At 70.4% G+C, this 22,837-nt stretch carries 23 protein-coding genes; 16 read left to right on the top strand and 7 right to left on the bottom strand.

Going from position 1 to position 22,837, the window contains the following annotated elements:
• Positions 1–44 precede the first annotated feature (44 nt).
• A complete protein-coding gene (locus CEG14_RS17485; protein ID WP_094827700.1) occupies positions 45–1,043 on the top strand; it encodes a hypothetical protein in 999 nt (332 codons plus the stop codon).
• Here CEG14_RS17485 and CEG14_RS17480 read toward each other — a convergent pair.
• Both CEG14_RS17480 and CEG14_RS17475 read right to left on the bottom strand, forming a co-directional pair.
• Positions 1,040–2,674, bottom strand: a complete 1,635-nt coding sequence (locus CEG14_RS17480) for an NAD(P)/FAD-dependent oxidoreductase (protein ID WP_094827699.1) — start codon at positions 2,672–2,674, stop codon at positions 1,040–1,042. The genes CEG14_RS17485 and CEG14_RS17480 overlap by 4 nt on opposite strands.
• Positions 2,674–4,185 (bottom strand): polyamine aminopropyltransferase, encoded by a 1,512-nt coding sequence (locus tag CEG14_RS17475; protein ID WP_094827698.1) that lies wholly within the window; start codon positions 4,183–4,185, stop codon positions 2,674–2,676. Before CEG14_RS17475 ends, CEG14_RS17480 begins: the two co-directional genes overlap by 1 nt.
• A gap of 74 nt (positions 4,186–4,259) precedes the next feature.
• Here CEG14_RS17475 and CEG14_RS17470 point away from each other — a divergent pair, with 74 nt between their 5' ends.
• The 4 genes from CEG14_RS17470 (at position 4,260) to speD (ending at position 7,750) form a co-directional block, all read left to right on the top strand.
• Positions 4,260–4,646: a DUF350 domain-containing protein gene (locus CEG14_RS17470; protein ID WP_094827697.1), complete on the top strand. Its 387-nt coding sequence runs from the start codon at positions 4,260–4,262 to the stop codon at positions 4,644–4,646.
• 34 nt (positions 4,647–4,680) lie between these two features.
• Entirely contained in the window at positions 4,681–5,718 is a 1,038-nt protein-coding gene (locus tag CEG14_RS17465) for an SPFH domain-containing protein (protein WP_094827696.1), read from the top strand.
• A gap of 16 nt (positions 5,719–5,734) precedes the next feature.
• Positions 5,735–7,192: a DUF4178 domain-containing protein gene (locus CEG14_RS17460; protein WP_094827695.1), complete on the top strand. Its 1,458-nt coding sequence runs from the start codon at positions 5,735–5,737 to the stop codon at positions 7,190–7,192.
• 144 nt (positions 7,193–7,336) lie between these two features.
• Positions 7,337–7,750 (top strand): adenosylmethionine decarboxylase, encoded by a 414-nt coding sequence (gene speD, locus CEG14_RS17455; protein ID WP_094827694.1) that lies wholly within the window; start codon positions 7,337–7,339, stop codon positions 7,748–7,750.
• Between the two features lie 62 nt (positions 7,751–7,812).
• Here speD and CEG14_RS17450 read toward each other — a convergent pair whose 3' ends face one another.
• The 3 genes from CEG14_RS17450 to CEG14_RS26655 all read right to left on the bottom strand — a co-directional run bounded on the left by CEG14_RS17450 (position 7,813) and on the right by CEG14_RS26655 (position 9,300).
• Positions 7,813–8,229, bottom strand: a complete 417-nt coding sequence (locus tag CEG14_RS17450; RefSeq protein ID WP_094827693.1) for a type II toxin-antitoxin system HicB family antitoxin — start codon at positions 8,227–8,229, stop codon at positions 7,813–7,815.
• A 102-nt stretch (positions 8,230–8,331) separates the two neighbouring features.
• Complete coding sequence (locus CEG14_RS17445) at positions 8,332–8,517, bottom strand: type II toxin-antitoxin system HicA family toxin (RefSeq protein WP_094827692.1); 186 nt, start codon at positions 8,515–8,517, stop codon at positions 8,332–8,334.
• Between the two features lie 522 nt (positions 8,518–9,039).
• On the bottom strand, positions 9,040–9,300 hold the full coding sequence (locus tag CEG14_RS26655) for a hypothetical protein (RefSeq protein ID WP_094827691.1): 261 nt from the start codon (positions 9,298–9,300) through the stop codon (positions 9,040–9,042).
• Between the two features lie 286 nt (positions 9,301–9,586).
• On the opposite strand from CEG14_RS26655, the gene CEG14_RS17435 reads away from it, so the two are divergent.
• The 9 genes from CEG14_RS17435 to CEG14_RS17395 all read left to right on the top strand — a co-directional run bounded on the left by CEG14_RS17435 (position 9,587) and on the right by CEG14_RS17395 (position 20,414).
• Positions 9,587–10,093: a sigma-70 family RNA polymerase sigma factor gene (locus CEG14_RS17435; RefSeq protein WP_094827690.1), complete on the top strand. Its 507-nt coding sequence runs from the start codon at positions 9,587–9,589 to the stop codon at positions 10,091–10,093.
• Entirely contained in the window at positions 10,090–11,109 is a 1,020-nt protein-coding gene (locus tag CEG14_RS17430) for a FecR domain-containing protein (RefSeq protein WP_094827689.1), read from the top strand. Before CEG14_RS17435 ends, CEG14_RS17430 begins: the two co-directional genes overlap by 4 nt.
• A gap of 112 nt (positions 11,110–11,221) precedes the next feature.
• Positions 11,222–13,816, top strand: a complete 2,595-nt coding sequence (locus CEG14_RS17425) for a TonB-dependent receptor (RefSeq protein WP_094827688.1) — start codon at positions 11,222–11,224, stop codon at positions 13,814–13,816.
• Positions 13,817–13,877: 61 nt separating this feature from the next.
• The gene (locus CEG14_RS17420) at positions 13,878–14,924 is read left to right on the top strand and encodes a hemin-degrading factor (protein ID WP_094827687.1); all 1,047 of its coding nucleotides are present in this window, start codon (positions 13,878–13,880) and stop codon (positions 14,922–14,924) included.
• The gene (locus tag CEG14_RS17415) at positions 14,924–15,757 is read left to right on the top strand and encodes a heme/hemin ABC transporter substrate-binding protein (protein WP_373454214.1); all 834 of its coding nucleotides are present in this window, start codon (positions 14,924–14,926) and stop codon (positions 15,755–15,757) included. Before CEG14_RS17420 ends, CEG14_RS17415 begins: the two co-directional genes overlap by 1 nt.
• 46 nt (positions 15,758–15,803) lie before the next feature.
• Positions 15,804–16,769: a FecCD family ABC transporter permease gene (locus tag CEG14_RS17410; RefSeq protein ID WP_373454213.1), complete on the top strand. Its 966-nt coding sequence runs from the start codon at positions 15,804–15,806 to the stop codon at positions 16,767–16,769.
• Positions 16,766–17,545 carry a heme ABC transporter ATP-binding protein gene (locus tag CEG14_RS17405; protein ID WP_094828259.1) on the top strand — a complete coding sequence of 260 codons (780 nt, stop codon included), beginning with the start codon at positions 16,766–16,768 and terminating at the stop codon, positions 17,543–17,545. The genes CEG14_RS17410 and CEG14_RS17405 overlap by 4 nt, the downstream gene beginning before the upstream one ends.
• Positions 17,546–17,604: 59 nt before the next feature.
• On the top strand, positions 17,605–18,462 hold the full coding sequence (gene kdsA, locus CEG14_RS17400; RefSeq protein WP_094827685.1) for a 3-deoxy-8-phosphooctulonate synthase: 858 nt from the start codon (positions 17,605–17,607) through the stop codon (positions 18,460–18,462).
• A gap of 269 nt (positions 18,463–18,731) precedes the next feature.
• Positions 18,732–20,414: a methyl-accepting chemotaxis protein gene (locus tag CEG14_RS17395; RefSeq protein ID WP_094827684.1), complete on the top strand. Its 1,683-nt coding sequence runs from the start codon at positions 18,732–18,734 to the stop codon at positions 20,412–20,414.
• Positions 20,415–20,483: 69 nt separating this feature from the next.
• Here the strand turns inward: CEG14_RS17395 and CEG14_RS17390 are convergent, their stop codons facing one another.
• Positions 20,484–20,765 (bottom strand): HigA family addiction module antitoxin, encoded by a 282-nt coding sequence (locus CEG14_RS17390; RefSeq protein ID WP_094827683.1) that lies wholly within the window; start codon positions 20,763–20,765, stop codon positions 20,484–20,486.
• Positions 20,766–20,869: 104 nt separating this feature from the next.
• Between CEG14_RS17390 and CEG14_RS17385 the strand changes: the two genes are divergently transcribed.
• Positions 20,870–21,667: a YoaK family protein gene (locus tag CEG14_RS17385; RefSeq protein WP_373454206.1), complete on the top strand. Its 798-nt coding sequence runs from the start codon at positions 20,870–20,872 to the stop codon at positions 21,665–21,667.
• Positions 21,668–21,685: 18 nt separating this feature from the next.
• On the opposite strand, the gene CEG14_RS17380 is transcribed toward CEG14_RS17385, so the two are convergent.
• Positions 21,686–22,090, bottom strand: a complete 405-nt coding sequence (locus tag CEG14_RS17380; RefSeq protein ID WP_094827681.1) for a hypothetical protein — start codon at positions 22,088–22,090, stop codon at positions 21,686–21,688.
• Positions 22,091–22,248: 158 nt separating this feature from the next.
• Here CEG14_RS17380 and CEG14_RS17375 point away from each other — a divergent pair, with 158 nt between their 5' ends.
• On the top strand, positions 22,249–22,821 hold the full coding sequence (locus CEG14_RS17375) for a hypothetical protein (protein WP_094827680.1): 573 nt from the start codon (positions 22,249–22,251) through the stop codon (positions 22,819–22,821).
• Positions 22,822–22,837 lie beyond the last annotated feature (16 nt).

The following is a 22,837-nucleotide window of genomic DNA, read 5'->3' as shown; positions in this document are numbered from 1 at the left end:
TCCCCCGCCGTGCACGCGTGTCCCCTTGCCTGGAGGCAGCCGCAATGAGGCTGGAACGCGTCGCCCTGATGCGCGAGCTCGACGTGACGCCCTTGCCGGCGGCGGGTGCGCCGATGGACGTGGCGCCCGTCCTGCACGCCGTGCCGACCCGCTGCGATGCCGACTGCCTGGTGCTGCCGCTGCCCGTGCCGGAGCCGGGGCATTTCCTGGGGGCGACGCTGTGGCTCCTGAGCGGCGCCTTGCTGGCGCTGGCGATCGGCAGCGCCGTCGCGGTGGCGCGTCTTGCCGCGCCCGACGCGTCGCAATGGGGCATGGTGGCGCTGCTGACCGCGCTCGCGGTGCTGAGCGCGCTGGGGGCGCGCCTGTCGGCCCGGGCGCCGGTGATCGACGCGCTGATCGCGAGCCGCAGGCTGCGGGCGTTCTACTCCTGGTCGCGCAAGCATGGCTGGACCCGCGTCGACTTCGATACCGCCCGGCCCAGCGTGCGCCGCATCAGCCAGCCCGGGCCGTATGGCGCCGTGATCCACGACATGCTGACCGTCGAAGTGCCGGGCACCGTCGACGGGGTGTTGCTGCTGGGCGCGGGGCTGGGCTCGGCGCAGGCCTGCGCGGCGCGCTGGGCCTGGCTGCGCGCGTTCATGGCGGGCGAGGTCGATCCCGCACCGTTGCGGGCGCAACCGCATTCGGCGGCCACGCTGGCCGCCTGGTTCGAATCGCAGGCCGCCGCGCTGGCGGGCGGCGCGCCCTCGATCGCGCGGCCGCCCGGTCTGCTCAAGCGCCTGCTTCATCACGCGGGCCGGGCGCTGGTGGCCGTGCTGGCGCTGCCGTTCGCGCTGGAATACGGCTTTCGGCGCCGCGCGCCGCATCCGGCGTGGCCGGCCGAGCTTTCAGCCGCGTGTGCGCCGGAGGCGCCGGCCGAGCCGAAGGAACCCGAGGGGCAGGAGGCGCAGGGCCGCGAGCGCGGCTGGCAATTCGCGCTCGCCGCCTCCAGCGTGATGTGGCTGACGCTGGCCGCCGCACTCGCCAACGGCGTGGCGGGCTAGCCGGCCGGCGCGTCCAGCAGGCGGTGCGCGGCACGCACGCCCCACCACGCCGCCTCTTCGAACACGGAGTAGCCCGACAGGTCGGCGTGGGCGAACTGCACCACGCCGTCGGCCTCGCGCAGCGCGGCCAGGCCGGGGTTGGAGAGATAGCCCGGCGCCGGCGTGGCCATGGCGTGGCCGCGCGCGGTGATTTCGAGCGCGTCGGCGTGGCGCCAGAACGCCTCGCCGTAGGCGGCGATCAGGTCGGCCGAGGCCGCCTCGCGCAGCGTCTCGGCGTCGGCCGCGAGCAGCCACTGCCGCGCCACGCCCGGGCTCATCTTCGAGAGGGCCTGGTAGGCGGTGAACACCGTGCGCGGCGAGGGCGCCACGCGCAGCAACTGGTGGGTGGACACGACATAGCCGAGCGCCTGGCCTTCGTAGACCACGTTGTCCCATGCCAGCGGCTCGCCCGGCTGCTCCACGGGGTAGCTCTGCATCATGAAGCTGGACACCAGCCAAGCGGCGTGCGGGCTGGCGTGGTCGCGCACGTCGTAGCCCCAGCGCCGCAGCGGCGGCAGCACGCGCGCGGCCACGGCCAGCGGCATGGCGCTCACCAGGCGCGCGGCCTCGATCGCATAGCCGCGCGCGCCGTCCACGCAATGCACGCGGGCGCCGCGATCGCCGACCTCGGCGCGCGCCGCCAGGCCGTCGAGCAGCCAGTCGCGATGCCCGAGCGCGGCGCTGATCGCGTCGCACATCATGCTGACCAGGGGCGCCAGGCCGCCCGGCCAGGTGAGCACCGCGCCGCCGGCGGCGTTGGCGGCATGGCCGTCGCGGCTGGCGAAGTAGTGCAGGCCCGCCCAGGCCGACACCGTGTCGGTGCCGGCGCCGTAGTCGTCGCGGCAGCAGTAGTCCAGATACCAGCGCAGGGTGGGCGCGCGATAGCCTTCGCGGTCGAGCCAGGCGCTGAACGTGAGCGCGTCCAGCGCGCGCCACTCGGGGTCGGCCGAGGAGAGCGTGAGCGGGACGGCGAACAGGCGCCGTCCGTCGCTGCCCCGTTGCGTGCGCAACCGGTCGACCAGTGCCTCGAAGCGCTGGTGCTGGCGCAGGTCTTCGGGCGGCACGTCGTGCAGCGGCAGCAGCGCCTCTTCCCAGCGTCCGTTGCGCAGCAGCCGCTCCTGCGGCGAGTGCACCAGCACGCGCTCGTCGTAGTACGGCTCGGCGCTGTCGGCGCCGCGCTGGATCAGGCCGAAGTCGGCCAGCATCTCGCGCACGTGGCCCGACTCGCGCGAGGGCAGCGGCAGGTAGTGGGCGCCGCGGGGATAGGCCAGGCCGCCGTACAGGCCCGCGTCGGCATTGCCGCCGAACTCGGGGCCGCTCACCACGACGAAATCGTGCCGGCCCTCGCGCGCCAGCTTCCAGGCGCAGCTCAGGCCCGCCACGCCAGCGCCCAGGATGGCGATGCCGGTGCGATGGGTGCCGGCGGCGGGCGGCAGCGCCGCGCCGTCGCGCAGGGCGTGGCCGGCCTCCATGCCGGGATATCGCAGTTGCGCGGCGGGCTGCACGATGCGGCGGCGGTGCCAGCCGATGGCGCCGCCCAGCGCCACGGTGGCGGCGCCGGCCGCGCCCAGCAGCAGGCGGCGGCGGTCCATTAGCGGATGACCTTGCGCCAGTCTTCGTCGAAGTAACGCACCAGCGACTGTTCGTTCAGGCGGTTGGGCGGCATGGCGAGCGCCGGCATGTCGGCCGGGAAGTGGAACAGCTCGCGCGTGGTCACGGGGTCGAGATAGCGCGTGGCCACCGGCACCTTGGCGGGCACGGCGTAGTCGTCGCGCTTGCCGGCCAGGATGAAGCCCCAGTCGCCGAACGACGGGACGTAGGCGTGATACGGCCAGGTATGCAGGCCGGCCTCCTTGAGCGTCGCGTCGATGCTCCAGAACGAGCGCGGCGCGAAATACGGCGAGGTCGACTGCACCACGATGTAGCCCTTCTCGGCCAGGTGGCGGCTCATCAGGTGATAGACCGGCACCGAGTAGAGCCGGCCCAGGCCGAAGTTCGACGGGTCGGGGAAGTCGACCACGATGAAGTCGTAGACCTCGGCATGCTCCTCGAGCCAGCGGCCGGCGTCGGTGTTGACGACCGTGACGCGCGGATCCTTGAGCGAGCCCTGGTTGAGCGCGACCAGCGGCTCGGAGGTCGAGAACAATCCGGTCATGGCCGGATCCAGGTCCACCAGCGTGACGTGTTCGATCTGCGGATACTTGAGGATCTCGCGCACGGCGAGCCCGTCGCCGCCGCCCAGCACCAGGACGCGGCGGGCCCAGGGCAGGGCGGCCAGGCCCGGATGCACCAGCGACTCGTGGTAGCGATGCTCGTCGTGCGAGGAGAACTGCAGGTTGCCGTTGATGTAGAGCCGCATGTCGTCGTGCCAGCGCGTCACGACCAGCCGCTGGTAGGGCGTGGTCTCGGCATGGATCACGTCGTCGCCGTAGAGGCCTTTCTCGGCCCAGCCTGTCATGTGGCCGGAATAGGCGAACCCCAGGCTGAGCAGGCCCATGACGATGCCTGCGCGGATCGCGCGCTCGCCCGGGCGTCGCACTTCGTTACGAAATAGCCAGGTGGTCCAGAGCGCCACGCCGGCGTTCAGCATGCCGAACAGGAACGAGGTGCGCAACAGGCCCAGGCGCGGCGCGAGCAGCAGCGGAAACACCAGCGACACGGCCAGGGCGCCGAGATAGTCGAAGGTCAGCACGCGGCTCACGATGTCGCGGAACTCGGCGCGGCGCTGATGGAACACGCGCATGACCAGCGGTATCTCCATGCCCACCATCATGCCGATCAGGAACACGCCGGCATAGAGCGCGGCGCGGAACGGCGCGGCCAGCCAGGCAAACACCATGAACAGCGCGGCGGCCGAGACGCCGCCCAGCAGCGCCACCAGCAGCTCCACGTCGATGAAGCGTTCGAGCACCTGGTCGTCGGGAATATACTTGGACAGCCACGAGCCGATCCCCATCGCGAACAGGTAGCAGCCGATCACCGACGAGAACTGCAGGATCGAATCGCCGAGCAGGTAGCTGGCCAGCGCGCTGCTGACCAGCTCGTAGCCCAGGCCGCAGGAAGCGACGATCAGAACCGAAAGGATGAGGACGCGGTCGCGCATGAAAGTGCTCGTGACAAGTGCGCGCAGTATATCGAACGAGGCTATATACTGCCGCCACTCTTTGGAGAGACTTTATGCATCCTGCATTGGCATATCTGCTCTACATCGTCACTGGCCTGATCATGCTCGGCGCGTTCAGCGCCATCTATACTGCGGTGACCCGCCACAAGGAGTTCGACCTCATCCGCGCGGGCAACATGGCCGCGGCCCTGTCGTTCGGCGGCGCGCTGGTGGGCTTCAGCTTCACCGTGGGCGTGGGCATCGCCGTGCACGCCACCTTCACGATGTTCCTCGTCTGGGGCGTGGCCGCGATGGCCGTCCAGATCCTGGTCTATGCGCTGCTCAGCTTCTGCGTGCGCGGCATGAACGAGGCCATCGAGGAAAACAATCTCGCCATGGGAGCGCTGTTGGGCGCCATCTCGCTGGCCGCCGGCGTCGTGAATGCCGGCTGCCTGACCTGAACCGTAGACACGAACCGATCACCGGAGAACCGTCATGGGCCTGGGCTCTTTTATTCGCAAGCAGTTCATAGACATCCTCCAATGGAATGAGGAAGGCGACGGCGTGCTCGCCTGGCGTCATCCCATGGAGGACTTCGAAATCCAGTATGGCGCCAGCCTGACCGTGCGCGAGTCGCAGATGGCGGTGTTCATCAACGAGGGCAAGGTGGCCGATGTGTTCGGCCCCGGCATGTACAAGCTCACGACCCAGACGCTGCCGGTGCTCACGTACCTGAAGAACTGGGACAAGCTGTTCGAGTCGCCCTTCAAGTCGGACGTGGTGTTCTTCAGCACCCGCCTGCAGCTGGGACGGCGCTGGGGCACGGCGCAGCCGGTCACGGTGCGCGATGCCGAGTTCGGCATGGTGCGCGTGCGCGCCTTCGGCGTGTACTCCTACCAGATCGCCGACCCGGGTCTGTTCTATCGCGAGATCAGCGGCACGCGCGACGTCTACACGGTCGATGATCTCGAAGCCCAGCTGCGCAACATGGTGGTGGCCTCGATGGCATCGGCGCTGGGCAACGCGAACGTGCCGTTCATCGACATGGCCGCCAACCAGGGGCTGATGTCCGAGCGCATCGGCCAGGCCCTGGCGCCCGTGTTCGAGCGCTACGGCGTGAAGCTCGACAACTTCACCGTGGAAAGCGTGTCGCTGCCGGAAGAGCTGCAGAAGGCGCTCGACACCCGCATTTCGCTGGGCATGGCGGGCGACCTGGGCAAGTTCACGCAGTACCAGACCGCGAGCTCGATTCCGTTGGCGGCGCAGAACGAAGGCGGCATCGCCGGCATCGGCGCGGGCCTGGCGGCCGGCGCGGCGCTAGGCCAGACCATGGCGCAGGGGCTGGGGCAGGCGGCGGCGCCGCTCGTGCCCGGGGCCGCAGCGGTGGGTGCTGCCGGTGCGGCCGGGGGCGCCGCGTCTGCCGATCCGGTGCAGCGCCTGCAGCAGCTCAAGGCGCTGGCCGATCAGAACCTGATCACGGCCGCCGAGTATGAGGCTGCCAAGGCCGAAATCCTGAAGAAACTGACGAGCTGAGGCGGCGCAGAACCCGATGATGCAGGTCCTGTGTCCGCAGTGTGGCGCGCCGGTCAGCTTCCAGTCGACCGCGTCCGTGATGGCGGTGTGCGGCGCCTGCCGCAGCACGCTCATGAAAGACGCCGAGACGGTGCGCCGCATCGGCGAGGTCGGCGATCTGCTCGAAGACTACAGCCCGATCTGCCTGGGCGCGGCCGGCACCTACGAGCGCCTGCGCTTCACGGTGGTGGGGCGCATCCAGTTGCGCTACGAGGCGGGCTTCTGGAACGAATGGTTCATCGCGTTCGACGACGGCCAGACCGGCTGGCTGTCGGACGCGAGCGGCCAGTATGCGATCACGCATCGCCGCCGCGCGCAGAGCAGCAAGCCCAAGGTGCCGCAGTTCGAGGCGATCAAGCCGGGCTCGGTGTTCAAGCTGGAAGGCCAGGAGTACATCGCGGCCGACATCCGGACCTGCGCGGCGACCTCGGCCGAAGGCGAGTTGCCGTTCACGTTCGGCCAGGGCTGGACGGCCCGCGTGGCCGACTACCGCAGCGTCGACGCGTTCCTCACGCTGGATTATTCCGACGCCGACACACCCGAGATCTATATCGGCAAGGCCTACGACCTGGCCGGCATGGACGCGGCCACGCTGCTCACGCGCGAGCAGGTGCTGGACCAGGCGGGCCGCGTGCGCGGCCGGATCAGCGCGCTGGCCTGCCCGAATTGCGGCGGCACGATCAGCATCGTGGCGGCGATGGCCACACAGGTGGTCTGCCCGAGCTGCGGCTCGACCGTGGATTGCGCGGGCGACACCGCCGTCGTGATCGACGCCAGCAAGCGGGTGGACAAGATCCGCGGCACGCTGGCGCTCGGCCAGACCGCCACGATCACGGGTGCGCAGTACACCGTGATCGGCATGCTCAAGTGCACCGACCCGGATCCCGAGGACGGCTCGACCTGGATCGAGTATCTGCTGTACGCGCCCAAGCCCGGCTTCCTCTGGCTGGTGGAGACCGACGAGGGCTGGGAGCGGGTGCGCGTGTGCGACACCTGGCCGGTCGCCGCCGGGCAGGGCATGCGCTACCAGGGCAAGGTGTATCGCAAGCAATGGGACTACACCTCGCGCGTGGACGTGGCGCTGGGCGCGTTCAACTGGCGCGTGCAGGTGGGCGACAAGACGCTCATCACCGACTACGAGGCGACGCAGGGGAGCAAGCTGTCGAGCGAGCTCGCCGAACAGGAGCTCGGCTGGTCGGCCAGCCAGAAGGTGAGCGGCGCCGAGATCGCGCAATGGTTCAACCGTCCGGAGCTCGCCAGGCACGGCGGGAGCGGCGGCGGATCGGGCAAGCGCGTGAAGTACACCAACATGGCGCTGTTCGGATCGATCGCGCTGTGGCTCATGAGCGGCGGCGCCATCCTGTCGATGATCATCGGCGTGATCGCGTTGTGGGTGCCGGCGCTGGTCGCCGATCGCATCGAGAAGGGAGAATGAGGTGGGCCGCTTTCTGTATGCGTTCTATGCGCTGTTCGTGATCATGCTGTCGTCCAGCGTGGGCTCATGCTCGAGCACGGGCGGCAGCGGCAGTTGGGGCAGCAGCTCCAGCCACTCGGGCTGGTCTTCGGGCGGATCGCACAAATGAGCGAGGTGCTGGAGCGCACGGCGCAGGCCGCCCGGGCCCGCCACACCACGCGAGGGCGCCACGTGCTGGCCGATCTCGACGGCATCGCGCCGGCGCTTCTGGCCGATGCCGCGCGCCTGGAAAGCGTGCTGGTGGCCGCAGCCGTGGTGGCCGGCGCGCAGGTGCTGGGCGCGCACTTCCATCGTTTCGATGACGGCAGCCCGGCCCACGATGGCCCGGCCGGCAACGGCGTGACCGGCGTGGTGATGCTGAGCGAATCGCATATCAGCATCCACACCTGGCCCGAGGTGGGCTACGCGGCGCTGGACGTGTTCATGTGCGGCGCCGCCGACCCGCGCATCGCGCTGGCGCACGTGCGCGAGGCGCTGGCGCCGGCCGACGCGCGCGTGACCCTGGTCGAACGCGGCTGAAGCAGGCGCCGCCCGCAAGGCGTTGCGCGCGCAACTTTTCTCTCACCGCTCGTCGCGGCGCATCAGCACAGACGCATGTCGAGCTCGCGGCCGAGCGCGCGCAGCGCGTCGGCGAGCGTGTCGATCTTGGTGGCGTGGTGCAGATTCACCAGCCGCGTGATTTCCTGCTTGTGCGTGCCGAGCCGGCGCGCCAGCTCCGCGCGCGACACGCCCTGGCTCACCATCTCATTGAGCAGCAGCACCTTGGCCTGCACGCTGGCCGGCAGCGCCACCAGCACCTCGCCCGGCCGCGCCCTGGACGGCGCGGGGATGGCGCGGCCGTCGTCGAAGTAGAAATCGAGCGCCGTGACCAGGGCGTCGGCGGCCATGTGCAACGTGGCCTCGCGCGTGGCTGCGCCGGTGAGGGCCTCGGGGATGTCGCGGAACGAGGCCATGAAGCCGGCGCCGTCGGGTGCGATCGTGGCGGGGTATCTGAGCATGATGTCGGGCCGTGAAAAGGGGATGCCAGAGGTCGGAAAAACCGGCGAAAAACCGGCGGCGGCCGGATCGGCCGAGGGTGGCGGGGGGAAGCCGACGAACCGTCAACGTTCGGGCTCGAACCCGAGCTGTTTCAGGATCGCCCGCCGCAAGCCTTCGCCGATCTCATGGCCGCCATGCCGGGGCAGGGTGGACTGGCGCCCGTTCAGATAGACCCGGGTGTGGCGCGCGCCTTCGACGAACACCGCGCCGCGCGCGGCAAGCCATCGCCTGAACGCGCTCTGCTTCATCGCCTGCCTCGGCAATGCGTCAAATGGATAGTACACATTTATGTTTACGCTGTCTGCGAGCGCCAAGTCAGGATGGGTCGGAGATGCCGGGCCTGGACGGACGGCGTGGATGCCGCCAGACGCGGTCCATCCAGCATGCCGTCGGGCACGCAGATCAGGGGGCCGAGTGAAGGTTTCTGACGCAGGGGAATGGCCGCAGGCGCGGGCTGGTGCATGTGCCGCGGGTGCGTTGCGAGGGGCGCTGTGGCTGTCGGGAGGCTGGCCGGCTTCTGCGCCGGGGGCGGACTGCGGTTCAGCAGCGGCAACGACTTCCGGAGCGGCAACGACTTCCGGAGCGGCGACGTGCGCTGGGACCATGGCGGCGACACCACGGTGTCGGCGCAGGTGGGCTATCGCTTCGATCGCCATCTCGAGACCACGCTCACGGTCGACAACCTGTTCGATCGCAAGCACTACGAGAAGCTCGGCGGCGCGGCAGAACGACTACGGCCAACCGCGCGGCGTGATGTTGAACGTGCGCTATCAGTATTGAGCGGCACGGGCCGCGCCCGCGGGCGCGGCGCGCCACGGGCTGCCGGCCGCGTCGCGGTACAGGTCGGCGCCCAGCCAGGTCAAGGTGTCCGAGCCGTCGGGCACCCGGCACAGGCAGTCCGAGGCGGGTTCGAACGCCGGACTGCCGAAGGTCAGCAGCGCGCTGGCCAGCAGGTAGCGCTCCACGCGGCGGGCCTGGCCGGCGGGGTCTTGCACGATCACATCGTCGAGGCGCAACAGGGTGGCGGTCATGGATTTCCTCCGAGGAGGCCGTGCGCAACGACGGCCCGATGCGAGGCACTCTATCAAGCGTCACGCCGCCTGGCGCAGCGGCTTTACCAGGCTTGACGATGACAGCGCTGACGCCCGGCCGACAGGCATCGAAGTGCTCGCAAAACTGCGAACAAGCGTGCGTTGGCTCGAGGTCCAGGCGTTGGCGCCATACGTGCATACGACCTCATGTGTAACAACAATCTTGAACATTCCGGGTTTTAATCTAGAATGATAGCCAATCTCATTTGCACTGATTGGGGCTATCGTGCCGTCATCCACTGCCACGCCGGACGTCGTCCGCGACCTCTACGCCGAACACCAGGGCTGGCTGCACGGCTGGCTGCGCAAGAAGCTCGACAGCACGTTCGACGCCGCCGACCTCGTGCAGGACACCTTCGTGCGGGTGCTGCGGCATCGGCGTGAACTGCCGTCGGTGCGCGAGCCGCGCGCCTACCTCGTGACCATCGCGGGCCGGCTGGTCACCAACCTGTATCGCCGCCGCTCGCTGGAGCGGGCATTCGAGGAGGCGCTCGCCGCCATGCCCGAGCCGCTGGCGCCGTCGCCCGAACAGCAACTGCTGATCCTCGAGGCGCTCGACGAGATCGACCGCCTGCTCAACGCCATGCCGGCCGGCGTGCGCGACGCCTTCCTGCTGGCGCAGCTCGAGCAGATGCCGTATGCCGACATCGCCGCGCGCATGGGGGTGTCGGTGCGCACCGTGCAGCGCCATATCGTGCGCGCCTACGAACAGATCATCCTGGCCGCGCCATGACCCAGGCTGCCGAACATGCCCTGGGCGCCGACCCGATCGATCGCCGCATCGCGCGCGAGGCCGCGCTGTGGCTGATGCGCATGGGCGAGGGCGGCAGCGACGCGGCCATGCAGGCGGCCTGCGCCGACTGGCGCGCCCGCAGCCAGATGCACGAGCGCGCCTGGCAGCGGGCACAGCGCATCAACACCCTGTTCGGCCAGGTGCCGGCCGACCTCGCACGTGGCGCGCTGGCGCGACCGAATGCCGGCCGGCGCGGCGCGCTCAAGGCGCTGGCGCTGCTGATCGCGGCCGGTCCGCTCGGCTGGGCGGGCTGGCGCTCGGCGCGCGACCAGGGCTGGCTGGCCGAGTACCGCACCGCGGCCGGCGCTCGGCGCGCGATCACGCTGGCCGACGGCACCCGGGTGCATCTGAACACCGGCAGCGCGGTCGACGTGTCGTATCGCGACTGGGCCGAGGGCGGCGCCACGCTGGTGCAACTGCGCGCCGGCGAGATCTATGTCGAGGCGCTGGCGGCCTGCACGGTGCGCACGCGCCAGGGCAGCGTCGCCGCGCGGGCTGCCCACTTCAACGTGCGCCAGGAGGCCGAGCAATGCCTGGTGGACGTGTCGCAGGGTGAGGTGTCGCTGCGGCCGGCCTACGCCGAGCTCGCCACGGCGCCGCCGCGACGCCTGTCCGCGCCGGCACGGGCGCCGGCACGGGTGCGGCTCGATGCCCAGGGCGTGCACGCGCTCGCCGCGGCGGGCGCCGGCGCGTCGGACGCGCCGGCGCCGGACTGGCTGCGCGGCGTGCTGCAGGCGCGCGATCTGCGGCTCGACGCCTTCGTGGCGGAGCTCGCGCGCTACCGGCCCGGCGTGCTGCGCTGCGACCCCGAGGTGGCGCATCTGCGGCTGTCGGGCACGTTCCAGCTCGACAACATCGACGGCATCCTGCAGGCGCTGCCGGCCCTGCTGCCGGTGCAGGTGCGCACCCGCACGGCGTGGTGGGTGGTGGTGGGCCCGCGCGAGCAGTCGGCCTGATCGGCGCGCGGTTACAAAAAAGGCTGTCGCAGGGTGTCCGGTTTCTCGTCGTGGCGGGTCATGGGTAGCAGTGGCAAGCAATTGCCGACCCCTACCTGATCGGAAAGACCCCATGGCTCACGCACCTATCACTGTCCTCCCCGGCGCGCGCCGCGCGCTGCCCCAGGCGCTGGGCGCCGCGCTCTATGCGGTGGCGCTGGCCGCGCCGCTGCTGGTGTTCGGCGCCGCCGCGCAGGCGCAGCCGGCCGCGGCCGATGCGGCACGCAGCTTCCAGATTCCGGCCGGCGAAGTGGGCGAGGCGCTGGCGCGCTTTGCCGACGCGGCGGGCGTGACGGTGCTGTACCAGCCCGAAAGCGTGGCCGGCCGCCGGAGCCCGGGGCTGTCCGGCAGCTTCGGGGTGGCCGAAGGGCTGCGGCGCCTGCTCGCCGGCAGCGACCTGAGCGCGCGCCAACAGGGCGACGGCACGTTCGTGGTGCAGCCGGCCGGCGACGGCGCGGTCACGCAGCTCGCGCCGGTCATGGTGGAGGGCGCGGCGCCGCGCCAGGAGCCCGCCTGGGTGAGCGCCACCACGCGCCGGCAGCTCGACGCGACGCAGTCGCGCAGCTGGAGCGACGTGGGCAAGCGGCTCGATCCCGGCGTGAGCTTCAACCGCCAGAACAACAGCATCAACATCCGCGGCCTCGACGAGAACCGCGTGGTGACCCGCATCGACGGCATCCGCCTGCCGTACCTGGATGACGGCGCGCGCGGCGTGAAGGGCGGGCTCGACGCCGTGGACTTCAACACGCTGTCGCGCCTGGACATCGTGCGCGGCGCCGATTCCACCTCCGCGGGCAGCGGCGCGCTGGGCGGGGCCGCCAACCTGAGCACGCTCAATCCCTCGGACCTGCTGTCCGACGGCCGCCGCTTCGGCGCGCTCACCAAGACCGACTACGACACGGCCGACAGCAGCTGGGGCAGCACCGCCGCGCTTGCCGGTCTGGTGCAGGACAACACCTCGTGGCTGTTGCAGGCCGGCATGCGGCGCGGCCATGCGCTGGACAACCGGGCGGACAAGGGCGGCTACGGCGCCTCGCGCAGCGAGCCCACGCCCGAGGACTATCTGCAGACCAACTTCCTGTTCAAGCTGCAGCAGAAGGTGGATGGCGGGCATCGCTTCGGCCTGACCGGCGAGTACTTCAAGCGCCATGTCGACCAGGACAGCATGTGGGAGCAGGGCGCCGGCACCAGCTATCTGTACGGCCAGAATTCCACCATCAAGAACACCCGCCGCGAGCGCGTCTCGCTCGACTACTCGTATGTGGCGCCGGAGGCGGGCGGCCTGGTCGACCGCGCCACGGCGGTGGTCTACTGGCAGCGCATGCAGCTCGAGAACTCGCTCGAGGGCGTGCGCGGCCGCGACGCGCGGGCCAGCATCATCCCCGGCGACCCGTTCCGCTACGGCTTTCCTTCGGGCGACTACGGCCGCAGCAACTCGATCCAGGAGTCGCTGTTCGGCGTGAGCGGCGAGGCGCAGCGGCGGTTCGACGGCGCGGTGGCGCAGACGGTGACGCTGGGCGCGGAGTGGGTCGGCAACCGCACGCGCCAGTATTCCGATGGCTACGACAACTGCCCGACCATCCCGGCCGGCCTGCCCGCGCCGTTCGGCCCGCGCTCGTGCGACATGCTGCACACCAACCAGTCGGACATGCCGCATGTGAAGGGCAGCCAGTTTGCCTTGTGGGCGCAGGATGAGTTTGCCTTTGCCGATGGCCGCTACACGCTCACGCCCGCGCTGCGCTACGACCATTACGAGCAGAAGCCGCAGGGCAGCGAGTCGTACGACAGCAACGTGAATGCGTCGAGCGGCCTGCCGCCCTCGTCGTCGGGCGGCCGCTTCTCGCCCCGGCTGCTGGGCGCGTGGAAGGCGGCTGAGGCGGTCACGCTGTACGCGCAATATGGCTACGCCTACCGCGCGCCCTCGGCCAGCGAGCTCTACACCAACTATGGCGGCGCGGGCACCTATCTGCGCGTGGGCAACCCCTACCTCAAGCCCGAGACCAGCAAGGGCTGGGAGCTGGGCGGCAAGTTCGGCGACGACGCGCTGGGCGGCTCGCTCTCGTTCTTCGACAACCGCTACCAGAACTTCATCGACAAGCAGGTGCCGCTCGATGCCGGCTCGCCGCAGTGGCAGCCGGGCTGGGCGGCGCAGTATCCGCTGGGCGTGACGGGCGCGGTCAATCGCGCGCGCGTGCGCATCTATGGCGCCGAGGCGGCGGGGCAGTGGCGTTTCGCGCCGGGCTGGCGCACCTGGGGTTCGGTGGCCTGGGCCGTGGGCCGCGACCAGGACACGCGGCAATACCTGAACTCGGTGCCCGCGCTCAAGGGCATCATCGGTCTGGGTTACGAGCGCGAGCAGTGGGGCGTCGACGCCATGTTCACCGCCGCCATGCGCCGCACCAAGGTCGAGTATCCGCAAGGCACCGCCGAACAACCGGATGCCGATTTCAAGGCGCCGGGGTATGGTGTGGTCGATCTGTCCGCCTACTGGCGTCCCGCCACCGTCAAGGGCATGCAATTCCAGGTGGGCGTGTACAACCTGTTCGACAAGAAGTACTGGGAGGCGATCAACGTGCCGACGGCCGGGGCCGCGCAGACCGTGCGGCCCGTCGACTGGTACACCGAACCGGGCCGCAGCCTGCGCGTGACCTTCACCTATCAATATTGAGGCCATCGGCCGTCATCGGCGGCCGGATGCCTCCGGCCGCCAATCCTCCAGGAGAGTCGTCATGACCGAATCGAATTTCGAAGCCCGCGCCGAGGCGCTGCGGGCCCGGGCCGCCGAGCTGGCCCAGCGCGAGCCCAAGCTGCGCGCGCGCAATCAGGCGCAGGCGCTGGGCGTGAGCGAGGCCGAGCTGGTGGCCGCCGGCTGTGGCGGGGCCCGCGTCACGCCGCTGGGCGGCGAGATTCAGGCCCTGTTCCGCGAGCTGGGCACGCTGGGCGAGGTCATGGCGCTCACGCGCAACGACTGGTGCGTGCATGAGCGCCACGGCCGCTACGAGGGCATCAACGCCACCGGCGCCGTCGGCATCGTGCTCGGGCCCGACATCGACCTGCGCGTGTTCTTTGACTGCTGGCAGAGCGCCTGGGCTGTGAGCCACGATGGCCGCGACAGCATCCAGTTCTTCGACCGCGCCGGCGTCGCCGTGCACAAGGTCTACCGCACCGAGGCCACCGATGGCGACGCCTGGGCCGCCTTGGTGGCGCGCTTCACGGTGGCGCCGGTGTGGCCCGCGCCGCAGCCGATCGCGGCCGCCGAGGAGCAGGCCGAGGTGGCCGACGCGGCCGCATTCCGCGCGGCCTGGCTCGCCATGACCGACACGCACCAGTTCTTCCCGCTGCTGCGCAAGAACAAGGTGTCGCGGCTCGGCGCGCTGCGCGCGGCCGGCGGCGACCTGGCACAGCGCGTGCCCGCCGAGACCGCCGAACGCATGCTGACGCAGGCGGCGGCCGAGCAGCTCTCGATCATGTGTTTCGTGGGCAATCGCGGCATGATCCAGATCCACACCGGCCCGGTCGACAACCTGCGCCGCACCGGCCCGTGGTTCAACGTGCTGGACCCGCGCTTCAATCTGCACCTCGACACCACGGCCATCGACCAGGCCTGGATCGTCAACAAGCCCACCGAGGACGGCTGGGTCACCTCGCTGGAGCTCTACGCCGCCAGCGGCGAGCTGATCGTGCAGTTCTTCGGCGCGCGCAAGCCCGGCGTGCCCGAGCTGGCCGCGTGGCGCGCGCTGCTGTCCGGTTACTGCACGCAGCCGCTGGCGCAATGATGCGGCTCGGTTGCATTGCCGCGCTGGCGGCGCTGATTCCGCTGAGTGCCGCCGCGGCCGGGCCGCAGCGCATCGTCACGCTGGGCGGCAGCGTGACCGAGATCGTCTACGCGCTGGGCGAGGGCCATCGCGTGGTGGCCGACGATCAGTCCAGCCTCTATCCGGAGGCTGCCACGCGGCTGCCGCGCGTCGGCTATTACCGCGCGGTGCCGGTCGAGGGCGTGCTGGCGCTGGCGCCCGATCTGGTGCTCGCCTCCGAACAGGCGGGGCCGCCCGATGCGCTGGCGCGCCTGGCCTCCGTCGGCCTCACCGTCACGCGCGTGTCCGACGCGCCCACGGTGCAGTCGCTCTACGACCGCATCGCCCAGGTGGCATCCGCGCTGGGCGTGGCCGAGCGGGGCGCCGCGCTGGCGCAGGAGGTGCGCGATGCCCTGGCGCAGGCCGACGCGCTGCCCGCCTCGAACCGCAGCGCGGTCCTGCTCACCAACCGCGGCGCCGGCGCGCAGGCGGCGGGCGGCGGCACCGCGGCCGACCTGGTGCTGCGCCTGGCCGGATTGCGCAACGCGATGGCCGGTCACGCGGGCTACAAGCCGCTGAACGCCGAGAGCCTGGCGGCGTACGCGCCAGACGTGATCGTGGTGACTGCGGCCTCGGTCGCGGGCGCGGCCGGCGTGGCACAGGTGCAGACCTGGCCGGGCGTGGCCGCCACCCCGGCCGCGCGGCGCGGCTGCATCGTCGTGATGGACGATCTGCTGGCATTGGGCGTGGGACCGCGGCTGCCCCTGGCGCTGCGCACGCTCAAGGAGACGGCTTGTGTCGCAGACGCTGGCTGAGGCCGGCCCGGCACGCGCCTTGGCGCGGACGCGCCAGCCCGCCGTGATCGGCGCGCTTGCGCTGGTGCTCGTGGCCGTGGCCCTGGTGGCCGCCGCGGCCGGCGCCGTGCGGGTGCCGCTCGCCGACCTGCCGCGCGTGCTGTTCGCGCCCGAAGGCGCGCAGGACGCGCTGTGGCGCAACGTGCTGCTCGATCTGCGCCTGCCGCGCGTGCTGTTTGCCATGGTGGCCGGCTGCGCGCTGGCCGTCAGCGGCGCGGCCATGCAGGCCCTGTTCCGCAATCCGCTGGCCGAGCCGGGCCTGGTCGGGATCTCGGCCGGCGGCGCGCTCGGCGCGGTGGCCGCCATCGTGCTGGGCGCGGGCGGCTTTGCGCTGATCGCGCCGAGCGCCTTCCTGGGCAGCCTGGCGGCCACGGCGTGCGCCTATGCGCTGGGTCGGCGCGTGCCCGGCGTGGCGGGCCTGCTGCTCGCCGGGGTCGCGATCAACGCGGTGACCGGCGCGCTCATCGGCCTGCTCACCTTCTTCGCCACCGACGCGCAGTTGCGCGACCTGACGTTCTGGAACATGGGCAGCCTGGCCGGCGCGCGCTGGCCGCTGCTGGCGTTCCTGCTGCCCTGGACCCTGGCGGGATCGCTGTGCCTGTGGCGGCAGTGGCGCGTGATGAACGCGCTCCTGTTGGGCGAACGCGAGGCGGCGCACCTGGGCTATGCGCTCGGAAAGGTGCGCGCGCAACTGGTCGTGATCACGGCCCTGCTGGTCGGGCCGCTGGTCGCGGCGACGGGCGGCATCGGCTTCGTCGGGCTGGTCGTGCCGCATCTGGCGCGCCTCACCCTGGGCGCCGACCACCGTTGGCTGCTGCCCACCTCGATGCTGGGCGGCGCGCTCGCGCTGGTCGCGGCGGACCTGGTATCGCGCACGGCGGTGGTGCCGGCCGAGCTGCCGATCGGCCTCGTCACGGCGCTGGTCGGCGGGCCGTTCTTCCTGTGGCTGCTGGCGCGCGGAGGGCGGTTCTGATGCTGCAGGCGCAAGGGCTGACGGTCTGGCGCGGTGCGCGCGCCGTGCTCGACGATGTTTCGCTGGACGTCCCGCCGGGCCGGCTGGTGGGGCTGCTGGGCGCCAATGGCGCCGGCAAGTCCACCCTGCTGGCGGCGCTGGCGGGCGAGGTCGCGCCGCGCGCGGGCGCGGTGCGCTGCAACGGCGATGCGCTGGCCGGCCTCACGCCCGCGGCCCAGGCACGCCGGCGCGCGGTGCTGCCCCAGCATCCAGGGCTGGGCTTCGACCTGGGCGTCGACGAGGTGGTGGGCATGGGTGCCTATCCGTTTCCGGCGCTCAGCCCGGCGGCGGTGGCGCGGGCCTGCGCCGAGGCGCTTTCGCAGGCTGGCGTCGCGCACCTCGCCGGCCGGCGCTACCTGTCGCTGTCGGGCGGCGAGCAGCAGCGCGTGCAGTTCGCGCGCGTGCTGGTGCAGTGCCAGGCGGCCGCCGGGCCCCGCTATCTGCTGCTGGACGAGCCGACCGCCAGCCTGGATCCGCGCCATCAGCTCGACCTGCTCGCCGTGGCACGCGAGCTGGCACATCGGGGCGACACGGGCGTGCTGGTGATCCTGCACGATCTGAATCTCGCGGCACGCTGGTGCGATACGCTGGTCCTGTTGGCCGACGGGCGGGTGGCCGCCGCAGGCACGCCGGCGCAGGTGCTGACGCCGCCGCGGCTGCGCCAGGTCTACGGCGTGCACGCCGATATCGTGCCGCATCCGCACGCGCCCGGCCGTCCGCTGGTGCTGCTGCACTGAAGCGGGGCGGCCGCGCATTTAGTACAGTAGCGGCTGTCACACCCCAACCGGTTTTCATCATGGCCGCTCCTTCTGTTTCCATCGCGCCGGACATCCGCTGCGCCAACGATCTTCCTTTCGTGCTGTTCGGCGGCATCAACGTGCTCGAATCGCGCGAGCTGGCGTTGCGCGCCTGCGAGGAATACCAGCGCGTCACGCGCAAGCTGAATATTCCGTACGTGTTCAAGGCGTCGTTCGACAAGGCCAATCGTTCGTCGGTGCATTCGTATCGCGGCCCCGGCCTGGAAGAGGGCCTGCGCATATTCGAAGAGGTCAAGAACACCTTCGGCGTGCCGGTGATCACCGATGTGCACGAGCCCTGGCAGGCCGCGCCGGTGGCCGAGGTGGTCGACGTGCTGCAGTTGCCGGCTTTCCTGGCGCGCCAGACCGATCTGGTGGTGGCGCTGGCCAAGACCGGCCGTATCGTCAATATCAAAAAGCCGCAGTTCCTGAGCCCGACCCAGGTCGGCAATATCGTCGAGAAGTTCGTCGAGGCGGGTAACGACAAACTGATTCTGTGCGAACGCGGCAGCAATTTCGGCTACGACAATCTGGTGGTCGACATGTTGGGGTTTGGTGTCATGAAGAAAACCAGCGGCAATCGGCCGGTGATTTTCGACGTGACGCACGCCCTGCAGCAACGCTCGCCCCTGGATACCGCCTCGGGCGGCCGGCGCGAGCAGGTCGCCGAGCTGGCGCGTGCCGGCATGGCGGTCGGCCTGGCAGGCCTGTTCCTCGAGGCCCACCCCGATCCCAAGAGCGCCAAGTGCGACGGCCCGAGCGCGTTGCCGCTCGACAAGCTCGAGCCGTTCCTGAGCCAGCTCAAGGCACTCGACGACCTGGTCAAATCATTCCCCGCAATCGATATTCAGCCCTGACGAATTCGTTTATATGCGACGCGGCGACGGGCCGGACCGAAACGTCCGGATCCGTCGCCGCGTTGTTATTTTTTGCGCAGAAAGATAATCAATCCCACGGCGGCGGGAATCGGTTGCGCGCTTTGTTTCCCATTATTTCAATACCTGGGGAATAACGGTATCAACAGCCCGCTATTTGCGTGTGCCGCAGGAAGGGCTTTTCTCTACATTGATTATTCAGCCGTGCGCATTCGCGCCGGCCGTCAATCAATACGGGCGAGACACCATCCATGCGCAAGAATTTGCCGATAACGGATCAGGAATTCGTGCTGCAGGACGACCAGTACCTGATCTCCAAGACCGACCTGAAAGGCCGGATCACTTATTGCAATCCCGCTTTCGTGGCGATCAGCGGTTTCACGCGCGAAGAGCTGCTGGGCCAGCCGCACAATATCGTGCGCCATCCCGACATGCCGCCTGCGGTATTCGAGGACATGTGGCAGACGCTGGAGTCGGGCAAGCCCTGGCTCGCGGTGGTGAAGAACCGCCACAAGTCCGGTGGGTATTACTGGGTGCTGGCCAATGCCAGCCCGGTGATCGAGAACGGCGAGGTCACGGGCTTTGCCTCGGTGCGCGTCAAGGCGAGCGCAGACCAGATCCGCGCGGCCGACGCCTTCTATCGCCAGGTGGCCGAAGAGCGTCTCGGCGGTTATGCGCTCAAGCACGGCCGCCGCGTGCCGGCCGGCTGGCGCCGCGTCGTCGCTGCCCTGGGCCTGCCGCTGCGTGGCGGCCTGCGGCCGGCCATGCTGCGTCTCGTCGCGGGTGCGGCGGCGCTGGGCGCCGTGCCGACCTGGCTGGCCGCGCAGGCGGCGCCGGCGGCGCAACTGCCGTGGTACTGGGGCGGCTATGGCGTGGCGGTGCTGGCGTTGCTGCTGGCCAGCCAGCGCGTGGCGGGCAACTTCGGCCGCCAGCTGGTCAACGCGGAAGAGGCCGCGCGCCAGATCGCGGCGGGCAACCTCGTGAACGAGGTCAGCAACGACGCGCGCGGCGAACTGCGCAATCTGTATTTCTATCTCGACATCATGCGCAAGAGCCTGATCGGGATCTCGAGCGAGGTGATCGGCAAGACCAGCGATCACGTGCGCACCATCGCCAAGCTGCATACCGACAGCCAGGGCCTGGCCGACCGGACCGAGGCGCAGGCCGGCTCGCTGCAGGACACGGCCGCCAGCGTCGAGCAACTGGCCGCGACCGTGGCGCGCAATGCGGAGAGCGCCCGCACGGCGGCCGCGCTGACCCAGGAAAGCCGCACGATCGTGGGACAGGGCGGCGAGATCGTGAGCCAGCTGGTGACCACCATGCACGGCATCGACGAGAGCTCGCGCAAGATCGCCGACATCGTGTCGGTGATCGAGGGCATCGCGTTCCAGACCAACATCCTCGCGCTCAATGCCGCGGTGGAGGCGGCGCGCGCCGGTGACCAGGGCAAGGGCTTCGCCGTGGTCGCGGGCGAGGTGCGCAGCCTGGCGCAGCGCACCACCCAGGCCGCCAAGGAAGTGAAGGGCCTGATCGAGGAGTCGGTGGGCCGCATGTCGGCGGGCTCGCAGCAGGCCAGCCAGGCCGGCGACACCATGCAGGACATCCTGCAATCGGTGGAGCGCGTGACCACGCTGATGGAGGAGATCTCGACCGCCTCGCAGGAGCAGGCGCAGGGCGTGGACCGCATCAGCTCGGCCGTCAACGAGATGGACGGCGTGGTGCAGCAGAACGTGTCGCTGGTGGGCGAGCTCTCGCACGTGGCCGAGCACCTGGGCGAGGAGTCCGCCGCGCTGGCACAGGCCATCGGGGTGTTCCGCACGCCGGCCAGCCGCCAGGCGCCCGATGCGGTGGCCTTGCGCACGCAGGCCCGCACGGCGCGGCTCGCGCCCGGCGCAGGCAACCGGCTCGCCCTGGCATCGCCCGCGCGCGACTGAGCGCGACCCAAGGCGCGGCGGTTGCGGCCGCAACGGCCATCCTCGGGATGGCCGTCGTGCTTGCGGGAATCAGGTGGCGGGCAGCAGGGGCCGCACCGCGGGCGCGGCCTGCTGTCGCAGTTGCCAGAGGTCGTGGTCGGCCTGGCGCGCCAGCCAGTCGCGCGCCGCGCCCGCGCCGGCCTGCTCGAGCCGCAACGCGAGCTCGGCGCTGATTCCGGCCTTGCCGTTGAGCACGCGCGAAAGGGCGACCCGCGACATGCCCAATCGCCCGGCCGCGTCCGTGACGGACAGGGCGGCGGGCTCGATCACTTCGACACGCAGGGTTTCGCCGGGATGGACGGGACTGTGCATGGGCAAGCGGCTCCTGGAAAGGAAACGGTGCGGTTTTCGTCGTGTCCCGACAGTTTGTCGGGACGCGCGCCTGGCGGGACTAGAATGAGACGGCGTTTTCAATCATGACGCGGCTTACTCAACCGATCCGGAACGGCAACGTGGCGATACCCTATCTGCGAGCGCTGACCGCCCTGCAGCGCAGTCCCGAGGCCAACCGCCATCTCGCCTACATCCTGAGCACGGTCGCGGGCGCCGTCAACGCGGGCGGTTTCCTGGCCGTGCAGCAATACACCTCGCACATGTCGGGCATCGTATCGAGCATGGCCGATTACCTCGCGCTGGGCAGCCTGATCGTGGTGTTGCAGGGGGCGGGGGCGCTGATGTCCTTCGTGGCCGGCGCGGCCGCCTCGGCGTTTCTCATCAACCTGGGCCGGCGCGCGCACCTGAGCAGCGGCTATGCGCTGCCGCTGGCCTTCGAGGCGGCGCTGCTGCTCGCGTTCGGCTTGCTGGGCGCCAATCTGGAGCAGCATCGCTGGCTCTATCTGCCCGTCACCGTGATGCTGCTGTGCTTCATCATGGGTCTGCAGAACGCAATGATCACCAAGGTCTCTCGCGCCGAGATCCGCACCACGCACATCACGGGCATGGTCACCGACATCGGCATCGAGCTCGGCAAACTCTGCTACTGGAACGTGGCGCAGGTGGACGACCCGGCGCTGCACGTGCGCGCCGACCGGGCCAAGCTGCGGGTGCTGACCACGCTGGTGATGCTGTTTTTCGCGGGTGGCGTGGGCGGTGCGTACGCCTTTGCGCATTTCGGCTTTGGCGCGACCCTGCCGCTGGCCGGCGCGCTGGCGCTGCTGGCCGCGGTGCCGATGGCCGACGACCTGCGCCAGGGCTGGCGCTGGGGTCGCCGCTAGCGGGCGGCCGGTCCGGGCTCAGTGCAGGTCGGGCCAGAGCTCGTTGGGGTGGCCGACCTCGATCACGCCGCCCTTGAGGTCGTCGCGCAGGGCCGCGGGCACGGCCTGGGCCAGGCCCACGCGCACATAGGCCTGGCGACCCTCGTCGTCGAGCGCCACGAAGCCGAAGCGCTGCAGCGCGGTGTAGACCAGGTGACGCAGCGGGTCGTCGAGCTCGGCGGCCTCGAAGCCGATGGTGTCGACGGCCATGCCGTCGGCGCTGTCGATCCAGGCCAGGCGCGCCACGTTGCCGTCGGCAAACAGGACCTCGAAGCGGTCGTCGATGTGCGTGATCTCGCCATAGGGCGCGAACAGCGCCAGCACGTCGGTCAGGGCCGCGACGGGCGCGCCGGAGAAGCGTTCGAGAAAGACGTTGGTCGACATGATGGCCTGCGCGTGGAGAGAACACCGCATTTTCGCACAGCGCCGCGCCGGTTTGATCCGGGCGCATGAGCGCGGGTATGCTTGCCCCTCTCTGCCCGCCGCCGCGCCATGGCGCGGGCGCGTCCACCTTCCTCCCGCCTCTGCCTCCGATGATTGCCATGCTTCGCGCCGCCTGGCGCGCCTTCGTTCTCAAGCCCTTGCCCATGCAGGGCTACGACTACTCGCCGGTGTACTCGGTGCTGGCGGTCAGCCTGACGGCGTTCCTGAGCGCCGTGAACGAAACCCAGGCCGGCCTCGAGGCGGCCGCGCAGCGCGGCGTGCCGGCGGCGGCGCTGGCGGAGCACGCGAGCCTGCTGCCGTATTTCACGGCCACGGAGCTGGCGGCATCGTGGGGCGCGACGCTGATGATCTGGCTGGTGATGTATGGCTGGCTGCGCGTGGGCGGCCGCTGGAACGGCGAGGGCAGCCTGTTCAACCTCATCGCCGCCTCATCGATCGTGATCGAGGTCATCGCGATCGCGCTGACCGCGCTGGGCCTGCCCGCCAAGGTGGTGCTCGTGCTGCTGCTGTATTCGGTCTGGGTGCTTGCGAACGCCGTCGCGGGCGCGCTGCCACAGGTCGCGCGCAAGTATGCGCTGGTGGGCGCGCTGCTGTCGCTGCTGCCCGCCATGGTCGTGGCGGTGCTGGCCATGGGCGTGGCCGGCAGCATGATGCAGAACATGGCCGGCTGAGCCGGCGCCGCGCGGC

Origin of the sequence: Bordetella genomosp. 1, from assembly GCF_002261335.1 — a bacterium.
Classification (GTDB): domain Bacteria; phylum Pseudomonadota; class Gammaproteobacteria; order Burkholderiales; family Burkholderiaceae_B; genus Bordetella.
The sequence above is the reverse complement of the archived record's forward strand: the minus strand, read 5'-3'. Positions and strand labels throughout refer to the sequence as shown.

Coding starts and splice junctions, on each gene's coding strand:
- CEG14_RS17485 (WP_094827700.1), top strand. CDS start 45: ATGAGGCTGGAACGCGTCGCCCTGATGCGCGAGCTCGACGTGACGCCC.
- CEG14_RS17480 (WP_094827699.1), bottom strand. CDS start 2,674: ATGGACCGCCGCCGCCTGCTGCTGGGCGCGGCCGGCGCCGCCACCGTG.
- CEG14_RS17475 (WP_094827698.1), bottom strand. CDS start 4,185: ATGCGCGACCGCGTCCTCATCCTTTCGGTTCTGATCGTCGCTTCCTGC.
- CEG14_RS17470 (WP_094827697.1), top strand. CDS start 4,260: ATGCATCCTGCATTGGCATATCTGCTCTACATCGTCACTGGCCTGATC.
- CEG14_RS17465 (WP_094827696.1), top strand. CDS start 4,681: ATGGGCCTGGGCTCTTTTATTCGCAAGCAGTTCATAGACATCCTCCAA.
- CEG14_RS17460 (WP_094827695.1), top strand. CDS start 5,735: ATGATGCAGGTCCTGTGTCCGCAGTGTGGCGCGCCGGTCAGCTTCCAG.
- speD (WP_094827694.1), top strand. CDS start 7,337: ATGAGCGAGGTGCTGGAGCGCACGGCGCAGGCCGCCCGGGCCCGCCAC.
- CEG14_RS17450 (WP_094827693.1), bottom strand. CDS start 8,229: ATGCTCAGATACCCCGCCACGATCGCACCCGACGGCGCCGGCTTCATG.
- CEG14_RS17445 (WP_094827692.1), bottom strand. CDS start 8,517: ATGAAGCAGAGCGCGTTCAGGCGATGGCTTGCCGCGCGCGGCGCGGTG.
- CEG14_RS26655 (WP_094827691.1), bottom strand. CDS start 9,300: ATGACCGCCACCCTGTTGCGCCTCGACGATGTGATCGTGCAAGACCCC.
- CEG14_RS17430 (WP_094827689.1), top strand. CDS start 10,090: ATGACCCAGGCTGCCGAACATGCCCTGGGCGCCGACCCGATCGATCGC.
- CEG14_RS17425 (WP_094827688.1), top strand. CDS start 11,222: ATGGCTCACGCACCTATCACTGTCCTCCCCGGCGCGCGCCGCGCGCTG.
- CEG14_RS17420 (WP_094827687.1), top strand. CDS start 13,878: ATGACCGAATCGAATTTCGAAGCCCGCGCCGAGGCGCTGCGGGCCCGG.
- CEG14_RS17415 (WP_373454214.1), top strand. CDS start 14,924: ATGCGGCTCGGTTGCATTGCCGCGCTGGCGGCGCTGATTCCGCTGAGT.
- kdsA (WP_094827685.1), top strand. CDS start 17,605: ATGGCCGCTCCTTCTGTTTCCATCGCGCCGGACATCCGCTGCGCCAAC.
- CEG14_RS17395 (WP_094827684.1), top strand. CDS start 18,732: ATGCGCAAGAATTTGCCGATAACGGATCAGGAATTCGTGCTGCAGGAC.
- CEG14_RS17390 (WP_094827683.1), bottom strand. CDS start 20,765: ATGCACAGTCCCGTCCATCCCGGCGAAACCCTGCGTGTCGAAGTGATC.
- CEG14_RS17385 (WP_373454206.1), top strand. CDS start 20,870: ATGACGCGGCTTACTCAACCGATCCGGAACGGCAACGTGGCGATACCC.
- CEG14_RS17380 (WP_094827681.1), bottom strand. CDS start 22,090: ATGTCGACCAACGTCTTTCTCGAACGCTTCTCCGGCGCGCCCGTCGCG.
- CEG14_RS17375 (WP_094827680.1), top strand. CDS start 22,249: ATGCTTCGCGCCGCCTGGCGCGCCTTCGTTCTCAAGCCCTTGCCCATG.